Genomic DNA, 26643 nt, shown 5'->3' on the forward strand with positions numbered 1-26643 from the left:
CCACTCAGTCCCCGTCGGGGAGCACCACGTTGAGCGCCCACGAGACGACGGAGATGATCAGGCCGCCGAGGACGGCGGTCCAGAAGCCCTCCACGTGGAAGCTGAGGTCGAACTGGTCGGCCAGCCACGAGGTGAGGAGCAGCATCAGGGCGTTGACCACCAGGGTGATCAGGCCGAGGGTCAGAATGAAGAGGGGCAGCGTCAGCAGCTTCACGATCGGCTTGACCAGGAAGTTGACGAGGCCGAAGACGAGGGCGACGAGCAGCAGGGTGACGATCTTCTTGCCCGTGCTCTCACCGGTCAGGGTGATGTCCTGGAGAAGCCAGATGGCGACGGCCAGGGCGCCCGCGTTGGCGAGCGTCTTGACTACGAAATTCTTCATGTGTCTGATCGTGGCAGACACGATCGGACCAAGGGCAGGGGCGAACGGCAGTGAAGGCATTCCGGCTGGACGAACTGGAGGCGGAGCGCGCCGCAAACCAGGGGGCGTACCTGCAGTTCCTGCGCGAGCGGAACATGTCGGTCGGGCTGTACGCGCTCGACGCGGGCGAGCTGGACCCGCAGTCGCCGCACGGTCAGGACGAGGTGTACTTCGTGGTGTCCGGGCGGGCGGCGATCACGGTCGGGGACGAGACGACGCAGGTGGCGCGGGGCAGCGTGGTCTACGTGCCGGCCGGGGTGCCGCACCGCTTCCACCACATCAGCGAGGATCTGCGCGTGCTGGTGGTGTTCTCTCCGCCGGAGGCCTGAGACCGCCGGAGGCCTGTGACCGCGTGAGGCGTGAGGCCGCGCTGGGGCACGAGGGCACGGGGGCGTAAAGGTGCGGTCCGGTGCGCACGGTTCCAGGCGTTCTCGGGGCCGGTCCCCCGGGTCCCCCTAGGGGGCGGATCAGGGGAGAGCCGGGGCCCGGGGAGCCCCTGCGGCGCGGGGTGTCCGCCTAGCCTGGAGGTGTCCGGGACGGAGGGTTCCGGTCGGGGGAATCGAGAGCGAGGGAGAGAACCATGGCCGTACAGGAGATTCTCGCGGGACTGCCGTGGTGGGTGAAGTGGATCGCGATACCCGCCCTGGTCCTGCTTGTCTTCGGCGGATTCATCACCAGCGTCCTCACCTTCGTGATCGGTCTGCTGTTCAAGGTCCTGCTGTTCGTCGCGCTCGTGGCCGGACTCATCTACGCCGTGCGGAAGTTCGGCTCCTCGTCGAAGTCGGACCGCGACTGGTAGCACAAGCTACTCATCGGTATTCAGTGCCTGCCGGGCGTTAGCCCGGCAGGGGGAACGCGCTGGTGGAAACAGGTGGGGGCGAGGACGAGCCACTAGAGTGGCAGATCTCCGCCGAGTAGGGGACTACGGGCGTAGATCTCCGGCAGACCAGCGGTTTCCCGCTCGTCCCTGAGGGGTCCGGTCCATCGGACCCCATCGGTGTCCCAGGCCCGGCGGGTGCGCGGGGGCGGCCCCCGCGAGCGGGTGCGACGCATCCGTTGTCACGCCTGGGGGTGACCTTTGGCCATGGCTACGCAGACAGCTGCGCCGACCCTGATCGGCTCGGTACAACGGGCGCTGAGACTTCTGGAGGCCGTGGCCTCCCACGCGGACGGTGCCCCCGCCAAGCAGCTCGCCCGGGAGACGGGTCTCCCGCTGCCCACGACGTACCACCTTCTCCGCACCCTGACGCACGAGGGCTATCTGCTCCGCGAAAAAGGCGCGTTCTATCTGGGCGAGGCAGCCGCCCGTCTGGCCGGCGGCGGGGCTGTGCAGAATCGTCGCACCAAGATCGAGGACTCCCTTGCCCACTGGCGGGACGAGATCGGTGTGCCGATCTACTTCGCCGTCTACCGCGAGGGAGAGATCGAGCTCGTCGCCGTCGCGGACACTCCCAACTCCCCCGCGGTCGAGGAATGGGCCGACTTCCGGGAGACCGGTCACGCGCACGCCATCGGGCAATGTCTGCTCAGTCAACTCGATCTGAGAACTCGTCAAGAGCACCTCGATCGACACCCGGTGGAAGCGATCACTCCGTACACGGTGCGTAATCAACGGATGCTTTTGGAGCGTTTGGGCGGTTTGGGGCGAATGGAGCCCCTGGTAGAGCGTCAGGAATATGCATTGGGCACGGTCTGCGCCGCAATCCCCCTCACTGTGGGCTCCACAGCGGCCACTCTGGCCATTTCCCTCCCTCTTCACCAGGAAGAACGGTTGCTCCCAGCAGTCGAGCGACTACGTACGGAGATCGGAAAGCTCTTCAGCTCGCTCGCCTTCTCTATCAGTATCTGAAAAATCACTCCTTGTGATCTGCTAGCGCGTACAGCACGATTGCGTCAAGAGGGCCACGGGGGATCATTCCTGGCCGTTTCGGTCACAGCTTTCAGCAGCTGTGTTTACACAACTGCTCCATCTACGTGCGGGGTACATGATGCGAGAGTCGGTTCAGGCCGAGGTCCTGATGAGCTTCCTCGTCTCGGAGGAGCTCTCCTTCAAGATCCCGGTCGAACTGCGATACGAGACCCGGGATCCCTACGCGGTGCGGATGACCTTCCATCTTCCCGGGGACGCGCCCGTGACGTGGGCGTTCGGCAGGGAGCTGCTGCTCGACGGGATCAACCGCCCGAGCGGCGACGGCGACGTGCACATCGCCCCGACCGAGCCCGAGGGACTGTCGGACGTCTCCATCCGGCTCCAGGTGGGTGGAGACCGCGCCCTCTTCCGCGCCAGCGCCCCGCCGCTCGTCGCCTTCCTCGACCGTACGGACAAGCTCGTCCCGCTCGGTCAGGAACAGACGCTCGGAGACTTCGAGGACAGCCTGGAGGCCGCGCTCGGCCGGATCCTCGCCGAGGAGAGCGCGGGCCCGGCCTGACCGGCGCCCTCCGTGCGCCTGACGCCGGCACCCGTTCCGTATGGCTGAAAGCGGCGCCCCGAGCCGTACTCCCGCTGTCGGAGCCGCCGATCCGTACTCCCGATCCGCACTCCCGATATGGGTGCCGGCGCCCGATCCGGACGGCTGGCACCGGCATGCCCGACCCACAAGGCCGCTGCCGGCGCGGAAGGGTTCCGTACGGTCGTGGCGCGCGCGTCACTTGGCGCGGCGTCGCCGTCCGCCGCGGCCCGGAGTCCGGCCGCCGACCTCCTCCGCCGGGCGGTCGGCCGACACCACCAGCGCCGCGAGCGCCGTCGTGACCGGCACCGAGGCGACCAGACCGATCGATCCGACCAGGGTCCGGACGATCTCCTCCGCCACCAGCTCGCTGTTGGCCACCGTCCCCATGCTGCTCTGCGCGATGGTGAAGAGCAGAAGCAGCGGGAGTGCGGCACCGGCGTAGGCCAGGACCAGGGTGTTGACCACCGAGGCGATGTGGTCGCGCCCGATCCGGATGCCGGCCCGGTAGAGCGCGCGCGGACCCATCCGGGGGTCGGCCTGGTGGAGTTCCCAGACCGCCGAGGTCTGGGTGACGGTCACGTCGTCCAGGACGCCGAGTGAACCGATGATCACACCGGCGAGCAGGAGGCCGGACATGTCGATCTCCGGGTAGAGACCGTGGATGAGTCCGGTGTAGTCGTCGGTGTTGCCGGTGAGCGAGGCCCAGCCGATGAAGAAGGACCCGAGCAGCCCGATCAGCAGCAGCGAGATCAGGGTGCCGAGGACGGCGACCGAGGTGCGGGCCGACAGGCCGTGGCACATGTAGAGCGCGATCAGCATGATCGCGCTCGATCCGACCACCGCCACGATCAGCGGGTTCGACCCTTCGAGGATCGCGGGCAGGATGAAGAGCGTGAGCACCAGGAAGCTCACCGCGAGAGCGATCAGGGCCATCACGCCCCGCAGCCGTCCGACCAGTACGACCGCGAGCGCGAAGATTCCGGCGAGGACCGCCATCGGCACCTTCCGGTTCACGTCCGTGACCGAGTACTGAAGGTCCTTCGGGGCGTCGGGGGCGTAGGCGACCACCACGCCCTGTCCCTCGTCGAGCTGCCGCGGAGCGTCCGGCTGCACGATCTCGGTGAACCGGCGCCCCTTGTCGGCACCGCTGGTGACCTCGATCGTCGCCTTCTCGCACTGCCCCTGCTGCCCGTTGATCGCCTCGCGGCCCTGTGGGGTGGTCGTGTCGCCGGTGGGGGGCACCTGCGCCGCGTTCACGTCCTTGCAGTCCACCTGCTCGACCGCGACGACCTTGCCCTGCTCGGTCTGCCGGTCGAAGCCGACGCCGGTCCGCTCGTGCGCCGGCGTGCCGCCGGGCCAGAGCACCGCGAGACCGACGACCACGGCGGTGGCGAAGGGGATGAGGACGGCCGCGATGACCCTGCGCAGATGACGGGAGACGGGCGCCGCGGGCCCGTGACTGTGGCTGTGCCCATGTCCGCCGTGGCCCTGCCCGCCGGGTCCGTGTCCCCCGGGGCCATGTCCCCCGTGCCCGGGCCCGTGCCCATTTCCAGGCCCATGGCCGGAGCCGCGACCACCGCCTGCGCCACCGCCCGGACCACCGCCTGGACCGCCCGGACCACTGCCCGGACCACCGCCTGGACCGCCCGGACCACCGCCCGGGCCGGTGCCGTTCCTGTGCTCGTTCCCGTGGTCGTGGCCGTGCGGATCGGGGGTCTGCTGCGAGGAAGTCACCGACCGATCATCGCAAGAACGAAGGGGGCCCACTGTTCAGCACGCCCGGGAGGGCGCTAGCGTGGTGGCACCTTTGCACACGCGGGAGCTCGGAGCACCGGGCTGAGAGGGCGCTGATCACCGTACGCGGACACGTACGGGAGGAGGCTGCGCCGACCGCCGAACCTGTTACCGGGTAATGCCGGCGTAGGGAGATTCGGTCTCATGACCATTCAGGATGCACGCACGCCTGCCTCCGACCAGAACGACGCCGACGGCGAGCGCACGCCGGGCTGGCACAAGGGGTACGTCGAGGGCTCCCGCCCCGACATCCGGGTACCGGTCCGCCAGGTGCACCTCACCAACGGCAAGGACGTGACGCTGTACGACACGTCCGGTCCGTACACCGACCCCGCCGTCGACACCGACGTGCGCCGGGGCCTCCTCCCGCTCCGCGAGAACTGGATCATCGCGCGCGGCGACACCGAGGAGTACGCGGGCCGCCCGGTCCGCCCCGAGGACGACGGCATCAAGCACACCTCGCCGCGCGGCGGTGGGCTGAAGAACCTCGACGCGGTGTTCCCCGGCCGTCCGCGGCTGCCCCGCCGGGGCCGCTCCGGGCAGGCCGTGACCCAGCTCGCGTACGCCCGCCGGGGCGAGATCACCCCGGAGATGGAGTACGTCGCGATCCGGGAGAACGTCTCCCCCGAGGTCGTCCGCGAGGAGATCGCGGCGGGGCGCGCGGTGCTGCCGGCCAACGTCAACCACCCGGAGATCGAGCCGATGATCATCGGCAAGCGGTTCCTGGTGAAGGTCAACGCCAACATCGGCAACTCCGCGGTCACCTCCTCCATCGAGGAGGAGGTGGAGAAGATGACCTGGGCGACCCGCTGGGGCGCCGACACGGTCATGGACCTGTCCACCGGCCGCAACATCCACACCACCCGCGAGTGGGTGCTGCGCAACTCCCCCGTGCCGATCGGCACCGTGCCGCTCTACCAGGCCCTGGAGAAGGTCGACGGCAGGGCCGAGGACCTGACCTGGGAGATCTACAAGGACACGGTCATCGAGCAGGCCGAGCAGGGCGTGGACTACATGACCGTGCACGCCGGCGTACTCCTGCCGTACGTGCCGCTCACCGCGCGCCGCAAGACCGGCATCGTCTCGCGCGGCGGCTCGATCATGGCCGCCTGGTGTCTCGCGCACCACAAGGAGAACTTCCTCTACACGAACTTCGAGGAGCTCTGCGAGATCCTGGCGGCGTACGACGTCACCTACTCGCTCGGAGACGGCCTGCGTCCCGGCTCGATCGCGGACGCCAACGACGCGGCGCAGTTCGCGGAGCTGAAGACGCTCGGCGAGCTCAACACGATCGCCAAGCGCCACAACGTGCAGACGATGATCGAGGGCCCGGGCCACGTCCCGATGCACAAGATCAAGGAGAACATCGACCTCCAGCAGGAGATCTGCGAGGAGGCGCCGTTCTACACGCTCGGCCCGCTGACCACGGACGTCGCGCCCGCGTACGACCACATCACCTCCGGCATCGGCGCCGCGATGATCGCCTGGTGGGGCACGGCGATGCTCTGCTACGTCACGCCCAAGGAGCACCTGGGCCTGCCGAACCGCGACGACGTGAAGACCGGCGTCATCACGTACAAGATCGCGGCCCACGCGGCGGACCTCGCCAAGGGCCACCCGGGCGCCCAGGAGTGGGACGACGCGCTCTCCGACGCGCGCTTCGAGTTCCGCTGGGAGGACCAGTTCAACCTGGCCCTCGACCCGGACACCGCGCGGGAGTTCCACGACGAGACGCTGCCGGCGGAGCCCGCGAAGACGGCTCACTTCTGCTCGATGTGCGGCCCGAAGTTCTGCTCGATGAAGATCTCGCAGGACATCCGCCGTGAGCACGGCGGAACCCAGGAGGAGATCGAGGCCGGCATGGCGGAGAAGTCCGCCGAGTTCGCCGCCGCCGGCAACCGGGTCTACCTGCCCATGGCCGAGTAGCGGCCGGTGCTCCGGCCGGGCGGCGGCTCGCGCCCCTGGCCGGAGCGGCTGCTCGCGCCACCCTGATCCCCGGCCCGCGGTCCACGGGGGGACCGCGGGCCGGTTCGCGTCACGGTGCCGGGGCCGGCGGCGGTGCCGGCGCCGCGGGCGGCGGGTCGGGGGTGGGCGTGATGGAGGGTGCGGGTTCCGGGGCGGTCGTGATCGAGGGTGCCGGTGCGGGTTCGGGGGTGGGTGTCGGTTCGGGGGTGGTGAGGGCGGCCTGGAGGAAGGGGACGACGCCGCGTTCGAGGAGGGCGTGGCGCCAGGCGGCGCGGGCCCGGGTGAGCTCGTCGTCGGGGGCGTGGGTCTCGGCGGGGCTGTTGCGGAGCGCGGTGAGCAGCAGGCCGGCGCCCGCGCAGAGCAGGCCGGCGGCGGCGAGGGCGCCGAACACCAGGCCCGCGGTGAGCAGCGTGGTGCCGAGGGCGGCGGCCGGGGCGAGCAGGTGCACCACGGTGCCGACCAGGAGGAAGATCACGGCGGCGGTGCCCGCGAGGACCGGGACGAGGGTGGTGAGGACCGCGACGGCGCCCGGAGACTCGTCGGGTGCGGGGGTCCGCGGGCGGTTGGACGCGACGCGGTTCTGCTCGCGCACCTTGACGAAGTGCTCGTACTCGCTCGCCGCCGCGGCGGTGATGAGCGCTGTCGCGTTCAGCGCCATCACCCGGAGCTGGGCGGCCGTCAGCCGCGTGCCGGTTCGGGCGAGTTCCGGCCGTTCCGGCGCGGTGCGCAGTGCCTCGTCGAGGACGCGCTCGTACTCGGCGCGGTCCTCGGTCAGCAGGTGCGGAGCCACGTTCATGTGCATCCCCCGATGCTCGGTGGGCCGGGACCGGCCGTGGAGAACGGCGGTCCGGGCGGAAGCGGAGGAGAGCCTGCCTACCTAGGGAGACCGATGGTAGGGCCGTGAGCGGGCGTGCTGACAGGGGGTTTCCGGAAATCGCCTGTACCGGATGCGCTGGGTGAGAGTCAGTCCCCCAGCGGGAGTTGGACGACCAGCAGCTTTCCGGCCATGGTGACGCCGCCGTCCATGGCGATCGCGAGCCCGTCGGCGTAGACGTGCGGGCCCTCGACGGCCGGGCGGGAGTCCTCCTCGCCGTCCTCCGTGCCGACCTGGCCGAGGAGGTACGGGATCGGGCTGTGGCCGTGCACGATCCGGGAGCCGCCGTAGGTGCCGAGCAGCTCCTGGACGGCCTGCGGTCCGCCCTCGTCGCGGAAGGCGAAGCGCTTGGTGAACTTCCGGAAGAGGTCCCAGACCTCGTCGGCGTCGTTGCGCCGGATGATCTCGTGGACGGTCTCGTTGACGTCCTCGATGGTCTGGCCGTAGTCGAGGTACGCGGTGGTGTCCGAGTGCAGCAGCAGGTGGTCATCCTCGTGGACGACGGCGTCGAGCCGGGACATCCACTGGAGGTGGACGTCCTGGAGGCGGTCCATGTCGTGCTTCTGCCCGCCGTTGAGCAGCCAGGCCGCCTGGAAGGTGGCGGTGCCGGCCCCGGAGTTGACGGGGGTGTCGCCGAAGCGCTTGGCGCCGATGAGGAGCAGCTCGTGGTTGCCCATGAGGGCCTTGCAGTAGCCGCCGGCGGCGGCGGCCTCGGCGGAGAGCCGCATGACCAGGTCGATGACGCCGATGCCGTCGGGTCCGCGGTCGGTGAAGTCGCCGAGGAACCACAGCCGGGCGTTGCCCGCGGCCCAGCCGCCGTTCTCGTCGATCAGGCCCTGGGCGTGGAGGGCCTCGACGAGCTCGTCGAGGTAGCCGTGGACGTCGCCGACGACGAAGAGCGGGCCGGGGCCGTCACCGGTGGGTGCCGGTGCCGGTGCGGCGGCCGGGGCGACGGGGACCTGGACGGTGTCGCCGCGCTGGATGACGGGGAGGTCGCGCTCGGTGGGGGTGTAGCCGTCCGGGAACTCGGCGGGGTAGCCGGCGCCGGAGTGGACCTGGGTGACGCGGGGGAGCGGCACGGCGGGCGTGGGCGCGGGCGTAGGCACGGGCGCGGGCGCGGGCGCGGCGGGTGCGGCGGGTGCGGGCACGGGCGCGGCGGACGGTGCGGGTCCGCTGCGCGCGGGGTACGGGGCCGGTTCCGGGTACGGCGTGGGCTCCGGGTACGCGGCGGGCTCCGGGCGCTGCGCCGCGGCCGGTACGGGCGTCGGGACCGGTACGGCCGCCGGGGCCGGTACGGGCTCAGGGACAGACGCTCGGACAGACGTAGGGGCCTGTACGGCTGCCGGGGCGGGTACGGACGCCGGGGCGGGTACGGCCGCCGGGGCGGGTACGGGTGCCTGTGCCGGGGCTCCGAAGCCGACCGGCTCCGCGAACGCGGCCGCGCGGGTGCCCAGGTGGAGCGTGGGGTCCGCGGGCGCGGGAGGCCGCTCGGCCGTGTGGCCCTGTACGGGCACGCGGGCGTACGGCGGTACGCGGAAGTCACGCAATGTCGCCGTGCGTTCCACGGGATCCTGCCCGGCCCCCTGAGTCATCGACCCCTCCACCACCGTCGCGATGCCCTGCACATCGCGGACCGGCCTGGTCGGGGGGTCCGCGGTGTCGTGCGCCCATCATAGGAATGAGGGTCCGCCTGTGTGACGCACCAGGGGTGGTGAATCCGGGTTCGCTCCGGGTTCACCGGTTGTTTCGCCCGAATTGAGAAGGTCCAGTCCAGGGTCGGGCCCGGCGTGCGGCCGGTTTCGCCGTCTCCGCCCACGGGCAGAGGGCGGGACGGGGGCATTCCTCGCGGTCGTTCTGCTGTCGTGCGTCCGGCCGCTCCTTCGGCGCGGCCGGGGTCGGGCGGGTGCGATCGCACCCGCGCGTGCGGGTCAGTCCTTCGAGGGCGAGCGCGGCGGGCTGACGGTCGTCCGCGGCGAGCGGCGCTGCGAGGAGGTGCGGACGATGAGTTCGGTCGGTATCACCTGCTCGACCGGACCGTCGCTCTCGATCCCCTCGATGGCGTCGATGAGGAGCTGGACGACGGCGGTGCCGATGCGGCGCGGTTTGAGCGAGAGCGTGGTGATGGGCGGTTCGGTTGTGGCGTAGACGGTGGACTCGCTGCAGCACACGATCAGCAGGTCGTCGGGGACGCGCAGGCCGTAGCGGCGGGCGGCGGCGAGGAGGTCGGTGCCGTTGGGGTCGAACAGGCCGTAGACGGCGTCGGGGCGGTCCGGGCGGGCGAGCAGCCGGTCGGCCGCGACGGCGCCCGCGCACGGATCGTGCGCCGGATATGCCTCGTAGACGGGGTCCTGTCCGACCCGCTCGCACCAGTTGAGGTACGCGGTGGTCGAGAGACGGGTGTAGGTGTCGGTGGTGGTGCCGGTGAGGAGGCCGATGCGGCGGGCGCCGGCGTCGGCGAGGTGGTCGAGGAGGTCGAGGACCGCGGCCTCGTGGTCGTTGTCGACCCAGGCCGTCACCGGGAGCGTGCCGGCGGGGCGTCCGTCGGAGACGACGGGGAGGCCCTGGCGGACGAGCTCGGTGACGACCGGGTCGTGGTCGGACGGGTCGATGACGACGGTGCCGTCGAGGGCGACGTTCGACCAGACGTCATGGCGTGAGGTCGCGGGAAGGATGACGAGGGCGTAGCCGCGGGCGAGCGCGGCCGAGGTGGCGGCCCTGGCCATCTCCGCGAAGTAGGCGAACTCCGTGAAGGTGAAAGGTTCATCCCCGTACGTGGTCACGGTCAGGCCGATGAGTCCCGACTTGCCGGTGCGGAGCGTGCGAGCCGCCGCGGAGGGCCGATAGCCCAGCCGGTCGGCGACCTCGCGGACGTGCCGGCGGGTGGCGTCCGGGAGTCGGCCCTTGCCGTTGAGCGCGTCGGAGACAGTCGTGATGGAGACCCCGGCGGCGGCGGCCACGTCCCGGATGCCTGCCCGGCCCTGCCGGCTTCCCCGGGTCTGTGCCCGGCTCACCTGGTGCTTCCCTGCTGCTGTCATGGCGAGCCGATAGTAGGGCGATGAGGGGTGGGTGAGACGGCCGCATATGCAAGCGTTGACAGGCACGTTTCTGCATGGCTGAAGTGCGTCAAGAGGGCGGAAATCCAAGGCAGTTGAGGTGTTTCTCATGCGACTCGATGTCATCGGGCGGGATGGGCCTGGCGTGGGGTCGAGGTCTCGAAGAGGTCTCAACTCACCTCTACGGGGGACGCGCGCCACGGCGCTCGCCACCAGCGCGCGCCACCCAGTCGCGCGCCCCCTTGGTCGGAGCGGGGCGCGGAGGGCGTCGCGGAGGGGGCTGCGGAGGGGGTCGTGGGGCGGCGCCGAGGGGCGGCCGTGGGCGGTCGCGGGGCGGCCCAGCCGATGGGGCGAGGGGCAGTCGCGGGTCGGGCCGAGACGATGGGTCGAGGGGTGGCCGCGGGCGGGGCGCGGGTCCGGGCGCGGGGCGGATCCAGGGGCCGGCGCGGGGCGGGTTTTCCACAGCGTTGCAGGGCTGTTGTCCACAGCCCATTCGCAGCGGCCGGGAATCCTCATAAAGTGAGAAGCATTGGTGGTACGGACGGTCGAGGAGGCCACACTGTGAGCGAGACCAGCGGGACGAGCACGTCCACCCCGAAGCTGCGCGCCGAGCTGGACGGCATCCCCTCCTACAAGCCGGGCAAGCCGGCCGCGGCGGGCGGCGCGCTCGCCTTCAAGCTCTCCTCCAACGAGAACCCCTACCCGCCGCTGCCGGGCGTGATGGAGAGCACCCTGGCCGCCGCCGCGAACTTCAACCGGTACCCGGACCTCGCGTGCACGGTGCTCTCGGCGGAGCTGGCCGACCGCTTCGGCGTCCCGGTCTCCCACATCGCCACCGGCACCGGCTCGGTCGGTGTCGCCCAGTCGCTGCTCCAGGCGACCTCGGGCCCGGGGGACGAGGTCATCTACGCCTGGCGCTCCTTCGAGGCGTACCCGATCATCACGCAGATCGCCGGTGCGACCTCCGTGCAGGTGCCGCTGACCGACGGCGAGGTGCACGACCTCGACGCGATGGCCGCGGCGATCACCGACCGGACCCGGCTGATCTTCGTCTGCAACCCCAACAACCCGACGGGCACCGCGGTGCGCCGCGCCGAGCTGGAGCGCTTCCTGGACCGGGTGCCCTCCGATGTCCTCGTGGTGATCGACGAGGCGTACAAGGAGTTCGTCCGCGACGCCGACATCCCGGACGGCATCGAGCTCTACCGCGACCGCCCGAACGTGGCGGTGCTGCGCACCTTCTCCAAGGCGTACGGCCTGGCGGGGCTGCGGGTCGGCTTCGCCATCGCCCACGAGCCGGTGGCGGCCGCGCTGCGCAAGACGGCGGTGCCGTTCGGCGTGAGCCAGCTGGCGCAGGACGCGGCGGTGGCCTCGCTGCGCGCCGAGGACGAGCTGCTCGGGCGGGTCGGCTCGCTGGTGGCGGAGCGCGAGCGGGTCCACGCAGGGCTCGTGGCCCAGGGCTGGACCGTGCCGGACGCCCAGGCGAACTTCGTCTGGCTGCGGCTCGGCGAGCGGACCGTGGACTTCGCGGCGGAGTGCGAGCGGCACGGTGTGGTGGTGCGGCCGTTCGCGGGGGAGGGCGTGCGCGTCACGATCGGCGAGACCGAGGCGAACGACCTGTTCCTGAAGGTGGCGGAGGGTTTCCGCCGGGAGGCCTGACGGCCGGGAGCGCGTGGCTCGCCGGACCCTGACGGGTCAGGCGAGCTCGACGCGGATCGGGTCGCCGTCGCGGACGGTGGCCAGGACCCGCGGGTCGTCGTCGAGTGAGCCCAGCAGGTTGCAGGGGCTCGCGAGCCGGCATTCGTCGCCCCGGGAGATCGGGGTCGGTCCGTAGGGGAGGGCGAGGGCGTCGCCGTCGGTCCAGAAGGCCACCGTGCCGGGATCGACGACCTGGCGCGCCCCGTCCTCGCGGGGCACGGAGACCGGCGTGTCGAAGTAGACCTCCTCGCCCCAGGTACGGGCGGTGGAGACGATCGGCAGAGCCCCTACGAGCGCCGTGCTCGTGGGGGTTTCGTCGAGTGTGGCCGTGGTGTGCCCGGCCGGCCAACTGAGGCGTATCCGAAGGGTCATGGTCCGGATTCAACAATATGTTGAAGGCCTTGGGAAGGTGTGACCTTCGGTACAGCCCCCCACCCTCCAGTACGGATTTCGTATGAGTCATAATGCTTGTGAATGTGAACGCGTTCACAAGCGTGTCCCTGTTCATCCCGTAATAGGGGGGATCAAAGGGGCAAACTGCCGATGCAACCACGGCGATGTAAGGAGAAGACGCAGTGGACCTCGCTTTGGCGCCCGAGACTCTGGCGCGCTGGCAGTTCGGCATCACCACCGTCTACCACTTTCTCTTCGTACCGCTGACGATCTCCCTCGCCGCCCTCACCGCCGGTCTCCAGACCGCCTGGGTCAGGTCGGGGAAGGAGAAGTACCTCAAGGCGACGAAGTTCTGGGGGAAGCTCTTCCTCATCAACATCGCCATGGGTGTCGTCACCGGCATCGTGCAGGAGTTCCAGTTCGGCATGAACTGGTCGGACTACTCCCGCTTCGTCGGCGACATCTTCGGCGCTCCGCTCGCGTTCGAGGCGCTCATCGCCTTCTTCTTCGAGTCCACCTTCATCGGCCTGTGGATCTTCGGCTGGGACAAGCTGCCGAAGAAGATCCACCTCGCCTGCATGTGGATGGTGTCGATCGGCACCATCCTCTCCGCGTACTTCATCCTGGCCGCCAACTCCTGGATGCAGCACCCGGTCGGCTACCGGATCAACGAGGACCGGGGCCAGGGAGCCCGCGCCGAGCTCACCGACTTCTGGGCGGTGCTCACCCAGAACACCGCGGTCACCCAGTTCTTCCACACCATGACGGCCGCGTTCCTCGTCGGCGGCGCCTTCATGGCCGGCATCTCCGCCTTCCACCTGGCGCGCAAGCGGCACGTCGCGGTGATGCGGACCTCGCTCCGGGTCGGCCTGATCACGCTGATCATCGCCGGCCTCGGCACCGCCATCAGCGGTGACGTGCTCGGCAAGGTCATGTTCAAGCAGCAGCCGATGAAGATGGCCGCCGCCGAGGCGCTGTGGGACGGAGAGGCACCAGCCCCCTTCTCGATCTTCGCCTACGGCGACGTCGAGAAGGGGCACAACAAGGTCGCCATCGAGATCCCCGGAATACTGTCCTACCTCGCCAACGGCGACTTCGACTCGTACGTCCCCGGCATCAACGACATCAACAAGGCCGAGCAGGAGAAGTACGGCCCCGGCGACTACCGGCCCAACATCCCGGTCGCCTACTGGGGCTTCCGCTGGATGATCGGCTTCGGCATGGCCTCGCTCGCGATCGGCGTCGTCGGACTCTGGCTGACCCGCAAGAAGTTCCTGCTCGCCCCCGGACTGAGGACCGGTGAGGACGAAGTGCCGAACCTCGTCCTCTTCAAGAACAAGGCGCTCAGCCCGAAGATCGGGAAGTGGTACTGGATCGTGGCCCTCTGGACCATGGCCTTCCCGCTGATCGCCAACTCCTGGGGCTGGATCTTCACCGAGATGGGCCGTCAGCCCTGGGTGGTCTACGGCGTGATGAAGACCAGCTCTGCCGTCTCCCCCGGTGTCTCCCAGGGCGAGGTGCTCACCTCGATGATCGTCTTCACCACGCTCTACGCGATCCTCGCCGTCATCGAGGTCAAGCTCCTCGTGAAGTACGTGAAGGCCGGCCCGCCCGAGCTCACCGAGAACGACCTCAACCCGCCCACCAGGATCGGCGGGGACACCCGCGACCCCGACCGGCCCATGGCCTTCTCGTACTGAGGCTCAGGAGATCGAGGCATGGAACTCCACGACGTCTGGTTCGTACTCATCGCCGTCCTCTGGACCGGCTACTTCTTCCTGGAGGGCTTCGACTTCGGAGTCGGCATCCTCACCAAGCTGCTCGCCCGGAACCGGCCCGAGAAGCGGGTGCTCATCAACACCATCGGACCCGTCTGGGACGGCAACGAGGTGTGGCTGCTGACCGCCGGCGGCGCGACCTTCGCCGCCTTCCCCGAGTGGTACGCGACCCTCTTCTCCGGCTTCTACCTGCCGCTGCTGATCATCCTGGTCTGCCTCATCGTCCGGGGTGTCGCCTTCGAGTACCGGGCGAAGCGGCCCGAGGAGAACTGGCAGCGCAACTGGGAGCAGGCGATCTTCTGGACCTCCCTGATCCCCGCGATCCTGTGGGGCGTGGCCTTCGGCAACATCGTCCGGGGCGTGAAGATCGACCGGAACATGGAGTACGTCGGCACCTTCTGGGACCTGCTCAACCCGTACGCGATCCTCGGCGGACTCGTCACGCTCACCCTCTTCACCTTCCACGGCGCGGTCTTCGTGGCGCTGAAGACGGTCGGCGACATCCGCACCCGGGCCCGGGCCCTCGCGGTGAAGCTGGGCCTGGTCACGGCGGTGCTCGCGCTCGCCTTCCTGATCTGGACCCAGGTCGACACGGGTGACAGCTGGAGCTTCGCGGCGATGGTGATCGCGGCCGTCTCGCTGGTCGGCGCGATCGGCGCGATCAAGGCGGGACGCGAAGGCTGGTCGTTCGCGCTCTCGGGGGTGACGATCGCCGCCGCCGTCGCGATGCTGTTCCTGGCGCTCTTCCCGAACGTCATGCCGTCGTCGCTCGACCCCGCGTGGAGCCTGACCGTCACCAACGCCTCGTCGAGCCCGTACACGCTCAAGATCATGACGTGGTGCGCGGCCATCGCCACGCCGCTGGTCCTGCTCTACCAGGGCTGGACCTACTGGGTGTTCCGCAAGCGGATCGGCACCCAGCACATCGCCGACGCCGCCCACTAGGGCACCCGCCGGCGCTGCCAGGGCCGGCGGCGCCCGGGCCCGCGAGGGCCCGGGCGGCTTTCCTCCAGGGGGCATGTTTCACGTGAAACAGATGCCCCGGGCGCTTCTTCCAGAGGGGCATGTTTCACGTGAAACCGATCGACCCGCGTCTGCTCCGGTACGCCCGCGCGACCCGCGTCTTCCTCGTCGCGGTCGTCGTCCTCGGCCTGGTCGGGGCGGCGTTGGTGATCGCCCAGGCGATGCTCATCGCCGAGGTCGTCGTGGGGTCCTTCCAGAAGGGCCTCTCGGTTTCCGCTCTCACCACTCCCCTGCTCCTGCTCGCCGGGGTCGCCGTGGCGCGCGGGCTGGTCTCCTGGCTCACCGAGCTCGCCGCCCACCGGGCGAGCGCGGCGGTCAAGTCCGAACTCCGCGGCCGGCTCCTCGAACGCGCCACCGCCCTCGGACCCGGATGGCTCGGCGGACAGCGCACCGGTTCGCTCATCGCGCTCGCCACCCGGGGCGTGGACGCGCTCGACGACTACTTCGCCCGCTACCTGCCCCAGCTCGGCCTCGCGGTCGTCGTCCCCCTCGCGGTCCTCGCGCGGATCGTCACCGAGGACTGGGTCTCGGCCGCGATCATCGTCGTCACCCTGCCGCTCATCCCCGTCTTCATGATTCTGATCGGCTGGTACACCCAGGCCCGGATGGACCGGCAGTGGAAGCTGCTCTCCCGGCTCTCCGGCCACTTCCTCGACGTCGTCGCCGGCCTGCCCACGCTCAAGGTCTTCGGCCGTGCCAAGGCTCAGGCCACCTCGATCCGAGCCATCACCGCCGACTACCGGCAGGCGACCATGCGCACCCTGCGGATCGCCTTCCTCTCCTCCTTCGCCCTCGAACTGCTCTCCACGCTCTCGGTGGCGCTCGTCGCCGTCACCATCGGGATGCGGCTCGTCCACGGCACCCTCGACCTCTACACCGGGCTCGTCATCCTGGTCCTCGCCCCCGAGGCGTATCTCCCGCTGCGCCAGGTCGGCGCGCAGTTCCACGCGGCGGCGGAGGGGCTCGCCGCGGCCGAGGAGATCTTCGACGTCCTGGAGACCCCGGTCCGCGAGGGCGGTACCAGGATGGTTCCGTCCGGAGCCCGCCTCGAACTGGACCGGGTGACGGTCCGCCACCCGGGGCGCGCCGAGCCCTCGCTCGCCGCGGCGACCCTCACCGTCGAGCCGGGGGAGACGGTGGCCCTCGTCGGGCCGAGCGGCGCGGGGAAGTCGACGCTGCTCGACGTCGTCCTCGGCTTCACGGAGCCGGAAGCGGGCGGAGCCGTACGGGTCGGGGGCGTGGATCTGGCGGAGCTGGACCTGGACGCCTGGCGGTCGCGGATCGCGTGGGTGCCGCAGCGGCCGTACCTCTTCGCCGGGACCATCGCCGAGAACGTGCGGCTCGCACGGCCGGAGGCCGGTGACGAACAGGTGCGGAAGGCGCTGCGGGACGCCGGGGCGGACGGGTTCGTGGCCGGGCTGCCCGAGGGGATCGGGACCGTGCTCGGAGAGGACGGGGCCGGGCTGTCGGCCGGCCAGCGGCAGCGGCTCGCGCTGGCGCGGGCCTTCCTCGCGGACCGGCCGCTGCTGCTGCTCGACGAGCCGACAGCGGCGCTGGACGGGGAGACGGAAGCCGGGATCGTCGACGCCGTGCGGCGGCTCGCCGTGGGGCGGACGGTGCTGCTGGTCGTCCACCGGCCGGCGCTGCTGGCGGTGGCGGACCGGGTCGTGACGATCGGGGCGCCGGGCGAGCGCGCGGAGGCCGCCGGCGAGGTGGCCGTCGCTGTGACGGCTGCCGGAAAGACGGCTGCCGACACGGTGGCCGCCGAACGCACTTCGGCCCTCGGCGCGACCGTGCCCGTGCCGGACGCGGTGCTCGCCGCCGCGGAGCCCGTACCCGCGGCCGGGCAGGGGGTGCTCGCGCGGGTGCGGGCCATGGCCGGTGGGCTCAAGGGCCGGATGGGGCTCGCGCTGCTGCTCGGCAGCCTGGCGCTCGGCTCGGCCGTCGGACTCATGGGCGTCTCCGGATGGCTCATCTCGCGGGCCTCGGAGCAGCCGCCCGTGCTGCACCTGATGGTCGCGGTCACCGCCACCCGGGCCTTCGGCATCGGGCGGGCCGTCTTCCGGTACGCCGAGCGGCTCGTCTCGCACGACGCCGTGCTGCGGATGCTCGCCGAACTCCGGGTCTCCGTCTACGCCCGGCTGGAGCGGATCGCCCCCGCCGGACTGCGCCGCGCCCGGCGCGGCGACCTCCTCGCACGGCTCGTCCACGACGTCGACGCCCTCCAGGACTACTGGCTGCGCTGGCTGCTGCCGGCCGGTGCCGCGCTCGTCGTCGGGCTCGGCTCGGTCGGCTTCACCGCCTGGCTGCTGCCCGAGGCGGGCGCCGTGCTCGCGGTGGGCCTCCTGGTGGCGGGCGTTCTCGTGCCGCCCCTGGGTGCCGCGCTGGCCCGCCGGGCCGAGCGGCGGCTCGCCCCGGCGCGCGGAGCGCTCGCGACCGCCGTGGCCGATCCGCTGCGCGGCTGCGCCGAGCTGACCGTGGCCGGGGCGCTGCGGGACCGGCTCGGCCGGGCCCGGGCGGCCGACCGTACGCTCACCGGCATCGCCTCCCGCCAGTCCGCCGCGGCGGCGCTGGGGGCCGGGCTCTCGGCGGTGGTGTGCGGTCTCACGGTGGTGGCCGCCGCCTTCGTCGGCGTGCAGGCCGTCCGCGACGGGCGGCTCGACGGGGTCGCCCTCGCGGTCGTCGTCCTCACCCCGCTCGCCGCCTTCGAGGCCGTGACCGGGCTGCCGCTGGCCGTGCAGTACCGGCAGCGGGTCAAGCACAGCGCCGAGCGGGTCTTCGAGGTGCTGGACGCGCCCGTCCCCGTACACGAGCCGGCTGTGGCCGTCGCTCCCCCGGCCGGGCCGTTCCCGCTCGAACTGGCCGGGCTCTCCGCCCGGTACGCCGGGCAGGACCGGCCCGCGCTCGACGGCTTCGCGCTCACCCTGGACGCCGGGCGGCGGGTCGCCGTCGTCGGAGCCTCGGGCTCCGGCAAGACCACGCTCGCCCAGGTGCTGCTGCGGTTCCTGGACGCCGAGCGGGGCTCGTACCGGCTGGGCGGGGTCGCCGCGACGACGCTCGACGGCGACGACGTCCGGCGCTTCGTCGGACTGTGCGCGCAGGACGCGCACCTCTTCGACAGCTCCGTACGCGAGAACCTGCGGCTCGCCCGGACGGACGCGAGCGACGAGGAGTTGTGGGAGGCGCTGCGCCGGGCCCGGCTCCTCGACTGGGTGGACGGCCTGCCCGAGGGACTCGACACTCTCGTGGGCGAGCACGGCTCGAAGCTCTCCGGCGGGCAGCGGCAGCGGCTCGCGCTGGCCCGCGCCCTCCTCGCCGACTTCCCGGTCCTCGTCCTCGACGAGCCGGCCGAGCACCTGGACCTGGCCACCGCCGACGCGCTCACCGACGACCTGCTGCGCGCCACCGAGGGGCGTACCACCGTCCTCATCACCCACCGGCTGCGCGGGCTCGACGCGGTCGACGAGGTGGTGGTCCTGGACGGCGGCCGGACCGTGCAGCGCGGACCGTTCGCCGAGCTCGCCGCCGAGGAGGGGCCGCTGCGGCGGATGCTGGAGCAGGAGAGGGAGACCGATCTCCTCCTCGACGGCATCGCGGCGATCCCCGCCGACCGTCCGACTTTTCTCTCCAAATAGGACTAACTAGGCTCAGGGCATGACCGCCGCCGCCACGCCCGATTCCCCGGACCCCCTGGTCGCCGCCACCGAGGCCACCCGCAGTCTCCAGGGGCTGTCCACGGAGCTGACCGCCCGCGTGCCGCAGCTGCTCGAAGCGATGCGGTCGGTGGGCACCGGGCTGGAACTCCACACCACCCTCGACCGGATCTGCGAGACCGCCGCCCAACTGGCCGACGCCCGTTACGCGGCCATCGGGGTCGTGGACGAGGAGGGCAAGGGCCTCTCCGACTTCGTCACGTACGGCGTCGGCGACGACGTGGCCCGGCGCATCGGCCGCCGCCCGGACGGACACGCCGGGCTGCTCGGCGCGCTCATCCGCGACCCGCGGACCATCCGGCTGGCCGACCTCTCCGCCGACCCGAGGTCGGCCGGCTTCCCGCCCGGCCATCCGGTCATGCGGACCTTCCTCGGTGTCCCCATCCGCGTCCAGGGCGAGATCTTCGGCAACCTGTACCTCGCGGAGAAGCGGAGCGGCGAGGAGTTCAACGACTACGACGAGCACATGGTCCGGGTCCTCGCCACCGAGGCCGGCATCGCCATCGGCAACGCCCGCCTCTACGAGGCCGCGCGCCAGCGCGAGCGGTGGATCGACGGTTCGGTCGCCGTCACCACCGCGCTGCTCTCCGGTGGCGACGCCGACGACGCCCTCGCCGTCGTCGCCGAACAGGCGCGGCGGCTCGCCGACGCGGACGCCGGGATCGTGCTGCTGCCGGCGGAGGACGGGGGCCTGGAGATCGTCGCCGTCTCCTCGCCACGGCGCACGAAGTCCCTCGGGGTGGTGATCCCGCCGGAGAGCCAGGTCGTGGAGCTGCTCCTGGAGGGCGAGGCGGTCTTCGTCCAGGACGCCTCCACCGATCCGCGCATGATCAGCCGGCTGACCTCGCCGTACGGGCCCAGCATGCTGCTGCCGCTCCAGAGCGGGGGCCGGGTCCTGGGCGCGCTCGCGATGCCCCGCGCCCGGGGCGCCCGCCCGTTCTCGGAGGCGGAGCGGACCCTCGCCACCCAGTTCGCCTCGCAGGCCGCGCTCGCGCTGATGATGGCCGAGGCACAGCGCGACCGGGAACGGCTCGCGGTCTTCGAGGACCGCGACCGGATCGCCCGCGACCTGCACGACCTCGTCATCCAGCGCCTCTTCGCCACCGGGATGATGCTGGAGAGCGCCCAGCGGAAGGCGGTCGTGCCGGCCGTCCAGGAGGGCGTCGGCAAGGCCGTGGACGAGCTGGACGTGACCATCCAGGAGATCCGTACGGCGATCTTCGCGCTCCAGCAGGGCCCGGCGGAGGCCCCGTCGGGGCTGCGCACGCGCGTGCTGCGGGAGATCAACATGGCGGCGGTGCCGCTGGGCTTCAAGCCCGCGCACCGGTTCCTCGGCGCGATCGACGCCACCGTCGGCGAGCTGACCGGCAAGAACCTGATCGCCGCTCTCCGCGAGGCGCTCTCGAACGCCTTCCGGCACGCCGGGGCGAGCCGGATCGAGGTCGTCGTCGACGCGACGGTGACCCTGCCGGACGGTTCGCCCGGGGTGCGGCTCATGGTCGCGGACGACGGCGTCGGCCTGCCGGAGGGCGGTCGGCGCAGCGGTCTGCGCAACCTCGCCCGCCGCGCCGAGTCCCTCGGCGGCGCGAGCTGGTGCGGCCCGGGCCTGGCCGAGGACGGCGGCGGTACATCGGTGGTGTGGGAGGCGCCGCTTTAGCGGGGGCCGGGCGGAGGGCCCGTCGGACGCTCATGGCGGGGCAGTGGTGGGCCGCCGCCGAGAGAGGGCGCCGCGGGCGGGCGGGTGCTAGAGGGGGTCCGCGGGTGCCGGCCGGGTCGGAGCGGTCGGCTGGGTGGGCGCGGTCGGCTGGGTGGGCCGGGCCGCGAGGGCTTCGGCGACGAGCTGCTCGATGACGACGGCGACGCCGTCCTCGTTGTTGCCGACGGTGCGGCCGGAGGCGGCGGCGATCACCTCGGGGTGGGCGTTGCCCATCGCGTACGAGCGGCCCGCCCAGCTCAGCATCTCGATGTCGTTCGGCATGTCGCCGAAGGCCGCCACCTGGTCCGCCGTGATGCCGCGCTCCGCGCAGCAGAGGGCGAGCGTCGACGCCTTGGACACACCGAGGGCACTGATCTCGATGAGCGCGGTGGGGCTGGAGCGGGTGAAGGAGGCCAGGTCCCCGGCGGCCTCCCGGGCCGTCGCCAGGAAGACGTCGGGGTCGAGGTCGGGGTGCTGGGCGAGCAGTTTCAGCACGGGAGCGGCGGCGCCCGGCGTCTCCTCGTAGAGGAGCTTCTCGGCGGTGGCGACGGTGGCGCCGGGGTCGAGGAAGAAGGGCGGGTACAGCGGCTCGTAGTGGATGCCGGTGGTCAGTTCGACGGCGAAGCTGGTGCCGGGGGCCGCGGCCCGCAGGGTCCGTACGACGTCGAGGGCCTCGGGCCGGGGCAGCGGCCGGACCTCCAGGAACGTGCCGCCCGCGTGCAGGTCCACGACGGCCGCGCCGTTGGCGCAGATGGCGAGGCCGTGGCCGTGGACGTGGTCGCTGACCACGTCCATCCAGCGGGCCGGGCGGCCGGTGACGAAGAAGACCTCGATCCCCGCCCGCTCGGCCGCGGCCAGGGCGGCGACGGTGCGCTCGGAGACGGACTTGTCGTCGCGCAGGAGGGTGCCGTCGAGGTCGGTGGCGATGAGCCGGACGGCGGGTCGGGAGGAGGGCCGGGGAGAGGTCACCTCCCCATGGTGCCGCACCGGACGCACGTGCGTGCGGGTCCCTGCACATTTGAGTGGGGCGGGGTGGGTGCGGGCGGGTGCGGGTGCGGGCGGGGGTGGGGTGAGACGGGGGGGCGCGGATGTGGGTGCGGGTGCGGTCGCGGTGCGTGGGGCGGCTCGGGGAGCGTGGGGCGGGCCGGGGCGCGTGGGGCGGGCCGGGGCTCGTACGTGCCGCCAGGGTGAGCGGGGGCTCGGGGCGCCCGAGGAGCGCTCGGGGCCGCCCGACGTACGCTCGGGGCATGAGCCTGCGTCTGAGCACCGTGATCCTGCCTGTCGACCGCTGGCACGAGGGCGGCCGCGCCACGTGGCAGCGCGCCGAGGAACTCGGCTTCCACGCCGCGTACACCTACGACCACCTGTCCTGGCGCAGCTTCCGGGACGGCCCGTGGTTCGGCGCCCTGCCGACCCTCACCGCCGCCGCGACCGCCACGGAGCGCCTGCGCCTCGGCACCCTCGTGACCTCGCCCAACTTCCGGCACCCGGTGACCCTGGCCAAGGAGCTGATCTCGCTCGACGACGTCTCCGGCGGCCGGGTCACCCTCGGCATCGGTGCCGGCGGCAACGGCTTCGACGCCACCGCGCTCGGACAGGAGTCCTGGACGCCGAAGGAGCGGGCCGACCGCTTCGCCGAGTTCGTCCCGCTGCTCGACCGGCTGCTCACCGAGGACGCGGTGACAGAGAGCGGCACGTTCTATTCGGCCGACGAGGCGCGCAACATTCCCGGCTGCGTGCAGCGCCCCAGGCTGCCGTTCGCGGTGGCGGCGACCGGCCCGCGCGGGATGCGGCTCGCCGCGCGGCACGGGCAGGCGTGGGTGACGACGGGTGACCCCAAGCTGTACGAGACGGGTACGGCGGCCGAGTCCGTGGAGGCCCTGCGCGGCCAGGTCGAGCGGCTCGGCAAGGCGTGCGCGGAGATCGGCCGGGACGTGGCCGAGCTCGACAAGATCCTGCTCACCAGCTTCACGCCCGAGAAGAACACGGTGCTCGACTCCCTGGAGCGCTTCGTGGACTTCGCCGGGACCCACCGCGACCTCGGCTTCACCGAGATCGTCATCCACTGGCCGATCCAGGACTCGGACTTCGCGGCCGATCAGGCCGTCTTCGAGACCATCGCCACGGAGGCCCTCGGCCGCCTCGGCTGACCCGGAGGTCCCGCCGCCGGTATGGGGCGGGGCCTCCCGCATACTCCTGCCATGCCCTCGCCCGCACCCCCGAGCCAGAACCCGAGCCAGAACTCGAGTTCGAGCCCGAGCCCTGGTTTTGGCCTCGGTCCGGGTCCGGGTCCGGTACCGAGCCCGGTGTCCCTTCCGCCCGGTCCTCTGGTCGACGGCGTGCCCGAATGGCGGCGCATCGGCGCGGCGGCCTGGTCGGCGGCGGGGCCCGGTCGGTGGGCGCGGCCGCTCTGGTCCGTGCTGGCGCTGCTGGTGGCGGTGGCCGCGGCGTTCGTCACGGAGCCGATGCCGGTGTGCAGCGACGCGGCCCCGTGCGGCCCGGACTGGATCGACCCGGCGCAGACGGCCCTGGCCATCGGCGTGCTGTGCTGGAACGCCCGGCTCCCCGAACTCACCCTCGTCGCCGCCCCGCCGCTCGCCTTCCTTATAGCGGCCGAGCAGTTCCCCGCCCCCGGGACGGCCTCCGGGGTGGCGAACGCGGCGGTGCTCGCCGCTCTCGCCTTCTGCTGGGCGGCCGCGTGCGACCGCCTGAACGCCCGTCGTCGGCAGCGCAGGGTCTTCGAACGGGCCTCCGGCGCGGTCATCCGCACTCTCGGTCCCGTCAGCCTGCCACTGCCTGGGAAGGGCCGGCTGGTCGGAGGGATGGCCCTGTGCGCCGTCGCCGTCGCCGCCACGCTCATGGGCCTGCGCGGTGTGCACGTCGACGAGGACCGGGCGGCCCGGGCGACGCGTACCGAGGCCGAGGTCACGAGCCGTACGGACGTATCGGTACGGCTCCGCACCCACGACGGGCGCCGGCTCGACATCGAGTCCATCTACCCCGAGGATCACCGCCTCGGCGCCACCGTCACGGTGCTGGAGGACGGCTCGTGGCGGCGCCTCGTCGCCGAACCGTACGACGCCTTCGGCTGGCAGCTGCTCGCCCTGGTCGCGGCGGTGCCGGGCATCTTCCTGTCGGCCGCCGGATTCCGCGCCCTCCACCGTTGCCCGGTACGGCGACGGGTCGGGCTGCCCGCTCTGCGTGTGCGGGTGGCGGTCGACGGGGAGGGCAAGGTGCGGGTCCACGGCCTCGGCGAGGCCGGAGTGCGCAGCCCTCTGTTCTCCGTCGACATGGCCTCCTACAGCGTCCTCGACGACGACGACGGTGACGGTGACGACGGCGAAGGCGGCGGCGAGGGCGGGAAGGGCGGGGCGTACGACCCGGGCGACGACGTGGACGTCGAGCCGCTCGCGTTCGGCGTTCGCCGCGACGCCGTGCTGATCGGCGCTCCCTACGAGGGCGCGGAACTGGTCCTCGTCCTGCCCACCGGGGACGGCGGCCCCCACCCGGTCGTCCTCCTCGCCACCGCCCGGCTGCTGTGGGGAGAGGGACGGGTCAGCTGAGTTCGCCGAGGCGGGGCCCTTCCGTCAGCGGAACCGGCTGCTGAGCCACGGGGTGAGCGTCACCGAGGGGACGAGCTCCTTGTAGGTGCTGCCGCCGGGGACGGGGACGATCAGCCACTGCCCGGGCGGGAAGAACCGTCCCTTCACATGGGCCAGGCCGGTGTGGATCGCCCGGACGAAGCCGGGGACGGCGTCCCTCGGCACGTCGGCGAACTCGACGCCGTCCACCGTGATCCGGGCGTCGCCCTCGGGATAGAGCTGCACCGAGACGTAAGGGGAGCCGCCGAGCTCGATGAACGCCTCGTGCGGCAACGAGCCGTCCTCGTCGAGCGCGTTGAAGGCTCCTGCCGAGGTCCGGCGCGAGGTCTGGTCCGCGCCGATGTCGTCGGTGACCGTGATCTCCAGGTGGAACTCCTCCGCGACCGCACGGACGGCGGTCACGGCGGCCTGGGTGCTGGGCAGGTGCGGGTGCGGGTGCGACATGGCTTGATCATGCCTCAGCCGCGCACGGGTGCCTGGCGTCGCCCGTGAGCCATGGCGTGGGCGGCCCCGTGGCGGGGGCCATGTGGGGCGTGGAGCCTTCCCCGTCAGGCGGGGAAACGGATGTACTCCGCCGGTACGGCCGCCGTCAGCCAGACCCCGTTGGCGCTGACCCGGAACTCGTGGCCCGCTCGGTGCATCGCGCCGGAGTCCACACTCAGCACCACAGGCCGGCCGCGTCTCGCCCCGACCCTGGTGGCCGTCTCGCGGTCGGGGGAGAGGTGCACGTCGTGGCGTGCCATGGGACGCAGCCCCTCGGTCCGGATCGCGGGAAGCCGGTCGGCGACCGTACCGTGGTAGAGGTACGTCGGCGGTTCGGCCGCCGGCAGGTCCAGGTCGACGGTGATCGTGTGGCCCTGGCTGGCCCGGATCCGGGTGCCCTCGACGGCGAACCGCTTCTTGTCGTTGGTGGCGACGACGTGGTCCAGCTCCGCGCGGCTGATCGGGAAGCCGTGGCCGGTCGCGGCGGCGAGCAGGGTGTCGATCTCCGTCCAGCCGTGCTCGTCGAGCGTCAGCCCGATCCGCTCGGGCTGGTGGCGGAGGTGCTTCGACAGGTACTTCGAGACCTTCACCGTGCGGCGTTCGTCCATCGTTCTTCCCCGTTCAGGTTTGATCCACAACCAAAGTGATTTATCCACAGGCCAGTTGACGATTCTGTGGACAACCGCTCTGAAGAATCAAATGGTTTAGTGAACTGTGGGAGAATTAAGGGCATTTACCGTCAATGTGTCCAATGTCCTTTTGTTGAGCTCGCGTTCGGTGGCAGCCGTCACGAAGGTCGCGATGTTCTCCGTGCCAACCAGCTTCTGTACGGCCCTGATCGTGTCGGCCGGGATCTGCACCGGTCGGGGCTCGTCGTCCCGTGCGGGCGGCGCTTCGGGGGAGAGGTGGATCTGGAGGTGACGGGTCGCCAGAATGCGCATGGCTCTGGCCAGTTCCGCGTCCACGGTCTGCTGGGCGAGCGGGCGGAGGCGCCGGACCATCGTGGCCGCCTCGGCCGCGTCGGAGTCCGTCGGAGGGCGGTGCTCCAGGTATCGGGCGAAGACGTGCTCGGTGGTGAACTCCAGGAAACGGCCCGCTATGTGCTCGACCTGCTCCCGAAGTTCCCGCAGGTGCCCGGTGATTGCCGAAAGGGGGACGCCGGCCGCGTACAACTCCACCGCCACCGCCAGCTCTTGAGGACTCGGGACCAGATACTCCTCGGCATCCCGGCCCGGGATCCGTTCCAGCACGCCCAGCTCGACCGCTTCCCTGACCGCCTCCTCGTCCGGCGTGCCGCCGAAGCGGGCGTCGAGCTCGGCGCGGGTGATCCGGGCGGCCTCCTCGTCCGTCCAGGGCCCCTGGACCTCCGCGACGAGCCCGAGCACCCCGCCCAGACCTCGGCCGGTGTCCCAGGCGTCGAGCAGCTCCTTGATCGAGGCCAGCGTGTACCCGCGGTCCAGCAGGTCCGCGATCTGGCGCAGCCGGGCCAGATGACTGTCCCCGTACACGTTCGACCTGCCACGCCGCTCCGGGCGGGGCAGCAGGCCGCGGTCCTGGTAGGCGCGGATGGTCCGCACCGTGGCCCCGCTGTGATGGGCGAGATCCTCGATCCGGTACTCCGGTCGCACTGCTGACTGCTCGGACAAACCCGCTCCCACCGGCCGATCGCTCCACCCCGCGCGGGGTCCCTCCTGCGAGGG

General features: G+C 71.6%; 22 protein-coding genes and 1 riboswitch. Of the genes, 12 read left to right on the forward strand and 10 right to left on the reverse strand.

From position 1 onward, the window contains the following. Nucleotides 1-4: 4 nt before the first annotated feature. Nucleotides 5-382: a phage holin family protein gene (locus ACFYT9_RS04625; protein WP_389160919.1), complete on the reverse strand. Its 378-nt coding sequence runs from the start codon at nucleotides 380-382 to the stop codon at nucleotides 5-7. 50 nt (nucleotides 383-432) lie between these two features. On the opposite strand from ACFYT9_RS04625, the gene ACFYT9_RS04630 reads away from it, so the two are divergent. The 4 genes from ACFYT9_RS04630 to ACFYT9_RS04645 all read left to right on the forward strand — a co-directional run bounded on the left by ACFYT9_RS04630 (nucleotide 433) and on the right by ACFYT9_RS04645 (nucleotide 2850). Beyond that, complete coding sequence (locus ACFYT9_RS04630; RefSeq protein WP_376596816.1) at nucleotides 433-750, forward strand: cupin domain-containing protein; 318 nt, start codon at nucleotides 433-435, stop codon at nucleotides 748-750. Nucleotides 751-1001: 251 nt separating this feature from the next. Then, nucleotides 1002-1220, forward strand: coding sequence for a DUF5326 family protein (locus ACFYT9_RS04635; RefSeq protein ID WP_376596818.1), 219 nt, complete (start codon nucleotides 1002-1004; stop codon nucleotides 1218-1220). 285 nt (nucleotides 1221-1505) lie between these two features. Further along, nucleotides 1506-2270 (forward strand): IclR family transcriptional regulator, encoded by a 765-nt coding sequence (locus ACFYT9_RS04640; protein ID WP_389160920.1) that lies wholly within the window; start codon nucleotides 1506-1508, stop codon nucleotides 2268-2270. A 139-nt stretch (nucleotides 2271-2409) separates the two neighbouring features. Next, nucleotides 2410-2850, forward strand: coding sequence for an SsgA family sporulation/cell division regulator (locus tag ACFYT9_RS04645; protein ID WP_189981839.1), 441 nt, complete (start codon nucleotides 2410-2412; stop codon nucleotides 2848-2850). Nucleotides 2851-3066: 216 nt separating this feature from the next. On the opposite strand, the gene ACFYT9_RS04650 is transcribed toward ACFYT9_RS04645, so the two are convergent. Continuing rightward, entirely contained in the window at nucleotides 3067-4638 is a 1572-nt protein-coding gene (locus tag ACFYT9_RS04650) for a YibE/F family protein (protein WP_389160922.1), read from the reverse strand. Between the two features lie 38 nt (nucleotides 4639-4676). Continuing rightward, a riboswitch (TPP riboswitch) is annotated at nucleotides 4677-4815 on the forward strand. Here ACFYT9_RS04650 and thiC point away from each other — a divergent pair. Beyond that, entirely contained in the window at nucleotides 4810-6591 is a 1782-nt protein-coding gene (thiC, locus tag ACFYT9_RS04655; protein ID WP_387272087.1) for a phosphomethylpyrimidine synthase ThiC, read from the forward strand. (Overlaps the previous riboswitch by 6 nt.) Nucleotides 6592-6700: 109 nt before the next feature. Here the strand turns inward: thiC and ACFYT9_RS04660 are convergent, their stop codons facing one another. From ACFYT9_RS04660 to ACFYT9_RS04670, 3 genes are all read right to left on the reverse strand, one after another. Further along, on the reverse strand, nucleotides 6701-7432 hold the full coding sequence (locus tag ACFYT9_RS04660; RefSeq protein ID WP_389160924.1) for a hypothetical protein: 732 nt from the start codon (nucleotides 7430-7432) through the stop codon (nucleotides 6701-6703). A gap of 161 nt (nucleotides 7433-7593) precedes the next feature. Next, nucleotides 7594-9096 carry a metallophosphoesterase gene (locus ACFYT9_RS04665; protein ID WP_389160925.1) on the reverse strand — a complete coding sequence of 501 codons (1503 nt, stop codon included), beginning with the start codon at nucleotides 9094-9096 and terminating at the stop codon, nucleotides 7594-7596. 336 nt (nucleotides 9097-9432) lie between these two features. Beyond that, on the reverse strand, nucleotides 9433-10539 hold the full coding sequence (locus ACFYT9_RS04670; protein ID WP_376596830.1) for a LacI family DNA-binding transcriptional regulator: 1107 nt from the start codon (nucleotides 10537-10539) through the stop codon (nucleotides 9433-9435). A gap of 579 nt (nucleotides 10540-11118) precedes the next feature. Between ACFYT9_RS04670 and hisC the strand changes: the two genes are divergently transcribed. Beyond that, nucleotides 11119-12216, forward strand: coding sequence for a histidinol-phosphate transaminase (hisC, locus tag ACFYT9_RS04675; protein ID WP_389160927.1), 1098 nt, complete (start codon nucleotides 11119-11121; stop codon nucleotides 12214-12216). Between the two features lie 36 nt (nucleotides 12217-12252). On the opposite strand, the gene ACFYT9_RS04680 is transcribed toward hisC, so the two are convergent. After that, nucleotides 12253-12627, reverse strand: a complete 375-nt coding sequence (locus ACFYT9_RS04680) for a cyclophilin-like fold protein (RefSeq protein WP_387272093.1) — start codon at nucleotides 12625-12627, stop codon at nucleotides 12253-12255. A 203-nt stretch (nucleotides 12628-12830) separates the two neighbouring features. On the opposite strand from ACFYT9_RS04680, the gene ACFYT9_RS04685 reads away from it, so the two are divergent. The 4 genes from ACFYT9_RS04685 to ACFYT9_RS04700 all read left to right on the forward strand — a co-directional run bounded on the left by ACFYT9_RS04685 (nucleotide 12831) and on the right by ACFYT9_RS04700 (nucleotide 20819). Further along, on the forward strand, nucleotides 12831-14348 hold the full coding sequence (locus ACFYT9_RS04685) for a cytochrome ubiquinol oxidase subunit I (RefSeq protein WP_376596836.1): 1518 nt from the start codon (nucleotides 12831-12833) through the stop codon (nucleotides 14346-14348). A gap of 18 nt (nucleotides 14349-14366) precedes the next feature. Further along, nucleotides 14367-15371 carry a cytochrome d ubiquinol oxidase subunit II gene (gene cydB / locus ACFYT9_RS04690; RefSeq protein ID WP_389160930.1) on the forward strand — a complete coding sequence of 335 codons (1005 nt, stop codon included), beginning with the start codon at nucleotides 14367-14369 and terminating at the stop codon, nucleotides 15369-15371. A 128-nt stretch (nucleotides 15372-15499) separates the two neighbouring features. Next, a complete protein-coding gene (cydD, locus tag ACFYT9_RS04695; protein WP_389160931.1) occupies nucleotides 15500-19084 on the forward strand; it encodes a thiol reductant ABC exporter subunit CydD in 3585 nt (1194 codons plus the stop codon). 19 nt (nucleotides 19085-19103) lie between these two features. Further along, entirely contained in the window at nucleotides 19104-20819 is a 1716-nt protein-coding gene (locus tag ACFYT9_RS04700; protein ID WP_389160932.1) for a GAF domain-containing sensor histidine kinase, read from the forward strand. Between the two features lie 87 nt (nucleotides 20820-20906). On the opposite strand, the gene ACFYT9_RS04705 is transcribed toward ACFYT9_RS04700, so the two are convergent. Next, nucleotides 20907-21827 carry a Cof-type HAD-IIB family hydrolase gene (locus ACFYT9_RS04705; RefSeq protein ID WP_389160934.1) on the reverse strand — a complete coding sequence of 307 codons (921 nt, stop codon included), beginning with the start codon at nucleotides 21825-21827 and terminating at the stop codon, nucleotides 20907-20909. A 278-nt stretch (nucleotides 21828-22105) separates the two neighbouring features. Between ACFYT9_RS04705 and ACFYT9_RS04710 the strand changes: the two genes are divergently transcribed. Both ACFYT9_RS04710 and ACFYT9_RS04715 read left to right on the forward strand, forming a co-directional pair. Next, entirely contained in the window at nucleotides 22106-23008 is a 903-nt protein-coding gene (locus ACFYT9_RS04710; RefSeq protein ID WP_387272103.1) for an LLM class flavin-dependent oxidoreductase, read from the forward strand. Between the two features lie 189 nt (nucleotides 23009-23197). Further along, complete coding sequence (locus ACFYT9_RS04715; RefSeq protein ID WP_389160935.1) at nucleotides 23198-24421, forward strand: hypothetical protein; 1224 nt, start codon at nucleotides 23198-23200, stop codon at nucleotides 24419-24421. A 24-nt stretch (nucleotides 24422-24445) separates the two neighbouring features. Here the strand turns inward: ACFYT9_RS04715 and ACFYT9_RS04720 are convergent, their stop codons facing one another. The 3 genes from ACFYT9_RS04720 to ACFYT9_RS04730 all read right to left on the reverse strand — a co-directional run bounded on the left by ACFYT9_RS04720 (nucleotide 24446) and on the right by ACFYT9_RS04730 (nucleotide 26589). Beyond that, nucleotides 24446-24904, reverse strand: coding sequence for a hypothetical protein (locus ACFYT9_RS04720; protein WP_389160936.1), 459 nt, complete (start codon nucleotides 24902-24904; stop codon nucleotides 24446-24448). 104 nt (nucleotides 24905-25008) lie between these two features. Beyond that, nucleotides 25009-25551 (reverse strand): RNA 2'-phosphotransferase, encoded by a 543-nt coding sequence (locus tag ACFYT9_RS04725; protein ID WP_389160938.1) that lies wholly within the window; start codon nucleotides 25549-25551, stop codon nucleotides 25009-25011. Nucleotides 25552-25647: 96 nt separating this feature from the next. Beyond that, entirely contained in the window at nucleotides 25648-26589 is a 942-nt protein-coding gene (locus tag ACFYT9_RS04730; RefSeq protein ID WP_389160939.1) for a MerR family transcriptional regulator, read from the reverse strand. Between the last annotated feature and the right edge of the window lie 54 nt (nucleotides 26590-26643).

This window comes from Streptomyces sp. NPDC004435 (assembly GCF_042873895.1).
GTDB lineage: Bacteria > Actinomycetota > Actinomycetes > Streptomycetales > Streptomycetaceae > Streptomyces.

Excerpts from the sequence above, each read along its gene's own strand:
- ACFYT9_RS04625 (WP_389160919.1), bottom strand. The coding sequence starts at position 382 with ATGAAGAATTTCGTAGTCAAGACGCTCGCCAACGCGGGCGCCCTGGCC.
- ACFYT9_RS04635 (WP_376596818.1), top strand. The coding sequence starts at position 1,002 with ATGGCCGTACAGGAGATTCTCGCGGGACTGCCGTGGTGGGTGAAGTGG.
- ACFYT9_RS04640 (WP_389160920.1), top strand. The coding sequence starts at position 1,506 with ATGGCTACGCAGACAGCTGCGCCGACCCTGATCGGCTCGGTACAACGG.
- ACFYT9_RS04645 (WP_189981839.1), top strand. The coding sequence starts at position 2,410 with ATGCGAGAGTCGGTTCAGGCCGAGGTCCTGATGAGCTTCCTCGTCTCG.
- thiC (WP_387272087.1), top strand. The coding sequence starts at position 4,810 with ATGACCATTCAGGATGCACGCACGCCTGCCTCCGACCAGAACGACGCC.
- ACFYT9_RS04660 (WP_389160924.1), bottom strand. The coding sequence starts at position 7,432 with ATGCACATGAACGTGGCTCCGCACCTGCTGACCGAGGACCGCGCCGAG.
- ACFYT9_RS04665 (WP_389160925.1), bottom strand. The coding sequence starts at position 9,096 with ATGACTCAGGGGGCCGGGCAGGATCCCGTGGAACGCACGGCGACATTG.
- ACFYT9_RS04670 (WP_376596830.1), bottom strand. The coding sequence starts at position 10,539 with ATGACAGCAGCAGGGAAGCACCAGGTGAGCCGGGCACAGACCCGGGGA.
- ACFYT9_RS04680 (WP_387272093.1), bottom strand. The coding sequence starts at position 12,627 with ATGACCCTTCGGATACGCCTCAGTTGGCCGGCCGGGCACACCACGGCC.
- cydB (WP_389160930.1), top strand. The coding sequence starts at position 14,367 with ATGGAACTCCACGACGTCTGGTTCGTACTCATCGCCGTCCTCTGGACC.
- ACFYT9_RS04700 (WP_389160932.1), top strand. The coding sequence starts at position 19,104 with ATGACCGCCGCCGCCACGCCCGATTCCCCGGACCCCCTGGTCGCCGCC.
- ACFYT9_RS04710 (WP_387272103.1), top strand. The coding sequence starts at position 22,106 with ATGAGCCTGCGTCTGAGCACCGTGATCCTGCCTGTCGACCGCTGGCAC.
- ACFYT9_RS04720 (WP_389160936.1), bottom strand. The coding sequence starts at position 24,904 with ATGTCGCACCCGCACCCGCACCTGCCCAGCACCCAGGCCGCCGTGACC.
- ACFYT9_RS04725 (WP_389160938.1), bottom strand. The coding sequence starts at position 25,551 with ATGGACGAACGCCGCACGGTGAAGGTCTCGAAGTACCTGTCGAAGCAC.